General features: G+C 50.3%; 3 protein-coding genes. All 3 read right to left on the bottom strand.

All coding sequences use genetic code 11. From position 1 onward, the window contains the following. Positions 1 to 68: 68 nt before the first annotated feature. The 3 genes from M3200_RS05220 to larAH10 all read right to left on the bottom strand — a co-directional run bounded on the left by M3200_RS05220 (position 69) and on the right by larAH10 (position 3198). Positions 69 to 629, bottom strand: a complete 561-nt coding sequence (locus M3200_RS05220; protein ID WP_022382495.1) for a hypothetical protein — start codon at positions 627 to 629, stop codon at positions 69 to 71. 82 nt (positions 630 to 711) lie between these two features. After that, the gene (locus M3200_RS05225; RefSeq protein ID WP_022382496.1) at positions 712 to 1662 is read right to left on the bottom strand and encodes a magnesium transporter CorA family protein; all 951 of its coding nucleotides are present in this window, start codon (positions 1660 to 1662) and stop codon (positions 712 to 714) included. 228 nt (positions 1663 to 1890) lie between these two features. Next, entirely contained in the window at positions 1891 to 3198 is a 1308-nt protein-coding gene (larAH10, locus tag M3200_RS05230; RefSeq protein WP_022382497.1) for an NPN-dependent 2-hydroxyacid racemase, LarAH10 family, read from the bottom strand. Between the last annotated feature and the right edge of the window lie 618 nt (positions 3199 to 3816).

Raw genomic sequence — 3816 nt, forward strand, 5'->3', positions numbered from 1 at the left:
AAATTTTTACCAACACGTTTTGTCCTATAACCCTTAGTCTGGTTGTATGGTTTTCTTCACTCACTCCCTCAAATCTTTATCGTTTCTCTCTCGCATTTTCCCACGTAGTCATCGGTCCAGTCTTCTTCGAATTCGCTGATGGGGATGAATTGGTTTGTGAGAGGGGTTCCTTTGTGAATGGAGATCATTTCGGAGAACCATATGTTTTTCTCGAAGGAGATTTCCCCTCCGTTCTGCAGGAGGAAGATAATCCCGCGTGTGACTTGTACGTCGTAGGTTTTCACGCCCAGATGGAAAAGTTCCTGATGTTCGTTGACGATCTGGATTTCCTGAATCATTTCTTCGACGGGGATGTTTGTCATGTCTGTGTTCATGAGCCTGGAGGGCATATTACCGGTGGAGGGAAAGAGCCGGAACATGGCGACGTCTTCGAGGGCGCCGAAGTAATCGGCCACTTCGATGATGCTGGTCAGTGCGTACGCGCCGCGGCTGGTGATGATTTCTGCGATGCCATAGGCGGAAGATGGCAGGGCCTCGGCATCGGAGCGGATGCTCTTGAGAACGCTGCCTTTCAGGTTCTGCAGCATGGCCATGGTCTCTGCGTCAAAGCGCATGTCGTATGTTTTCATGATTTTCCCTTCTTTCGTTTTTCCTTTACTATACACCATTCCCCCACAAAAAAATCCCGCAATCGCGGGATGATTTATTCGCTTACAGCATGTTCTTTTTCCAGAGGACGAAGGTGACGGCAACGGTGACGGCTACGCCCAGGAGGGTGACTTCCACGAAGCCGAAGGGCGAGCTCTCGAAGGGGACGGGGACGTTGATGCCCCAGAGGGAGTAGATCAAGGTCGGGGTCGCGAGGATGATCGTGACCGAGGTCAGGAATTTCATGATCTGGGATAGGCGGTTGGAGATGATAGAGGAGAATGAGTCCATCATGGACATCAGAATGTTCGTGTAGATCTCGGCCATTTCCAATGCCTGCTTATTTTCGATGATGACGTCTTCGAGGAGGTCTTCGTCTTCCTCATACATCTTGAGGAGGGAGTGAAGAGGGCTGTTCCTGAGGCGCATCAGGCGTTCCATGACGTTTTCATTCGCATGAAGGGCGAAGTTGAAGTACGTCAGAGATTTCTGGAGTTCGAGGAGGCGGAAGAGTTCCTTGTTCTGCAAAGATTTGCGGACCTGGGTCTCGATGACGTCGGTCTGTTTGTAGATTTGCTGCAGGTAGAACAGGAAGGAAGAAGATGCCTGGGAGAGGATCTGGAAGAGGAAACGTGTCTTCTTGTAGGTCCTGAAGGATGTGAAGGTGTTCCCGAGGAATTTCTTCACGACGAGGTTCTGCTCGAGGCACACCGTGATGAAGTAATTCTTCGTGATGAAGATGCCGAGCGGCAGTGCGTCGTAGGCATCCGTCTCAAGGACGACTGGCGTATTCACGACGACGAAGATGTAATCGTCTTCGAGCTCGACGTGGGAACGTTCTTCACGGTCGAGGGCGGTCTGCAGGGAATAGACCGGGATCCCGGTCAGTTCATTCAGATGCGAGAGTTCTTCCTGGCTGGGGGCGGCGCAATTGATCCACGAGCCCTTATCGAGCTGCTCCAGTGACATTTCTGCAAGTACATTGTTCTCATCATGCTTAAAGGCTTGTATCATTTTTCCGCCCTCCTTTCGTCTTCTCTTACTATAGTCAGAAATAGGGATTCTGTCAAACATAGAAACGGTGAAATTGCAAGAATTGATGCGGTCTGGCGGGCTTTGGAGAATGGACGCTTTTTTGACGAAATCTTGACAAATTTCAGGAAATTTGAGCGTATTCCGTCCGGCTTGGGGAAATGAAAAAAGATGTGAAACCCTTTCGGATCTCACACTTTTTTTATTTCCTTATTTATCAGCGAGGAATGGAACGATAGATGCGCAGTGGGGCATGATGGTGATGGTGTAGTCGTCTTTTCCCTGGTCTTTCAGGATTTTCTGCGCCAGCTGCCAGGCTTCTTCTACGGTAGCCACGGGGGTCTGGTTGGTCTTTTTGATGGCTTCGAAGTTTTCGGGCCTGGTGACCAGGATGATGTGGTATTTGTGGGTCATGCAGAAGAGGTTGAATGCGACGAAGAATGGAATGGTGAAATGATGGCGCAGTGCTCTTTCCATGTCAGCTTCTGTTTCATACTGAAAACTGTTCAGGTATGCCGGCGGTTCCTGGATGTCGCTGGCTTCCATGATGGCGATGATGATGCCGCCGTCCTTGACAGCGACGTCAGCCGGATCATAGCACTTGCTGCCCTGGTAGAGGGATACGTCCTTCGGATATCCGCCAGCGCAAGCGAAGCCTACATCCGCTTCCTGCTTCATCGGGACCTTCTGGATGCGGTATACGAGCTTGGTGCCTTCGAGCCATGCTTCGTAAGGATCGCCGCCGACCATGCGGCAGATCTGGCCGTCTGCATTCACGATGGAATGAACGAGGAAGCACGGTTTGATCATATCGGAAGCTTCCTGCATATCATCGGAAACCGGGTTGTGATCAAGGAGCGTGGAACGGGTAGCCGGGTTGATGCCGCTGCCGAATTCAGCGCCCAGCGCATTGCAGTGATTGATCTGAATGGATTCATCACCGGCAACGCCCGGGAGAATCAGCTTTCTGCCGCCGCCGTAGCCTGCGAAGAGGTGGGTGGTGATGCCGTCGACGACGATGACCTTGTCAGCATCGACTGCATGCTTATTGATCCAGACAGGAGTGCCCAGCTTCGTATCGCCGACATGGACGAGTTCGTCCTTGTTTTTGCAGTCATGCTGGTACAACTTGATACGGGAAGCGACTTCCTTGCCGACGACGCGGATATCTTCTTCCGGTGTCTGCGCTCTGTGAGTGCCCTGGGCAAAGAGGATGCAGATATCGCTGTCCGGGATCTCTGCGCGGTTCAGTTCATTGACGATATGGATGACGAACTGATCAGAATGGTTCCATGTACGGGTAATATCAGCGCATACAATGCAGACTTTGTCGCCCTTTCTGACGATTTCCTGCAGCGGGCGGCTGCTGATCGGATGGCGCATGCATTCCAGTGTGGCTTCTTCCACGTCGCAAGCGGGCGTAGGATTTCCTTCAAGAACATCGGAAATATGTTCTTCAGGGAGCATGACTTTCTGAGTAGTTTGGCCGAAGCCGAATTCGAATTCTTTTAATGCCATGGGGACTCCTCCTTTTTCTAAGCGCAGGGGTCCGGTTTCATACGAAAAGGGACTGCGCGTATGCGCGGCACATGCCGTAAAACATATAGATGTATAACAATTATAGCATGATTTCCGCTGAAATCATCTGCTTTTTCTTACTTTACTTTGGTAACGTGAAGAAACAGGACATATTGTCCATAAACCACGAAATACAAGGAGAAATCGCCAATAAAAGTGCAACACATTCGCGGAAAGAGCGCCCGAACTCGTCCCTCGCTGTACAGAGCGCTGACTTTTGAAAGCGGTAACAGTCCGAGCATTGAAGCGCCGCTAACACTTGCCTTCCCAGACGGGGAAGGTGCCCGGCCCCAAAATCTGATGCCGGGCGGATAGGGTTGATTATTCATTGGGCTTTAAAATCTAAAAAGGTTCTTCGAGCGTTAGCGAGGTCGTCTATTGGTTTTAATTCTCCTTCCTATTTCCCAAGAGCATCTCCCATCTGCCCAGTTTTTATCATTTCCTTCTCTCATTTCCTTATTTTTTCCTTATATAAGTATACTTTCGGATAATATGCGAGCGGTCTGGCGCTTGGTATGATTAAAGGGGTGTGTCAAGAGTTTTGTGTAAATCGATTCA

Source organism: Dialister sp. CAG:357 (assembly GCF_000435155.1).
GTDB lineage: Bacteria > Bacillota > Negativicutes > Veillonellales > Dialisteraceae > Dialister > Dialister hominis.

Coding starts and splice junctions, on each gene's coding strand:
- M3200_RS05220 (WP_022382495.1), bottom strand. CDS start 629: ATGAAAACATACGACATGCGCTTTGACGCAGAGACCATGGCCATGCTG.
- M3200_RS05225 (WP_022382496.1), bottom strand. CDS start 1,662: ATGATACAAGCCTTTAAGCATGATGAGAACAATGTACTTGCAGAAATG.
- larAH10 (WP_022382497.1), bottom strand. CDS start 3,198: ATGGCATTAAAAGAATTCGAATTCGGCTTCGGCCAAACTACTCAGAAA.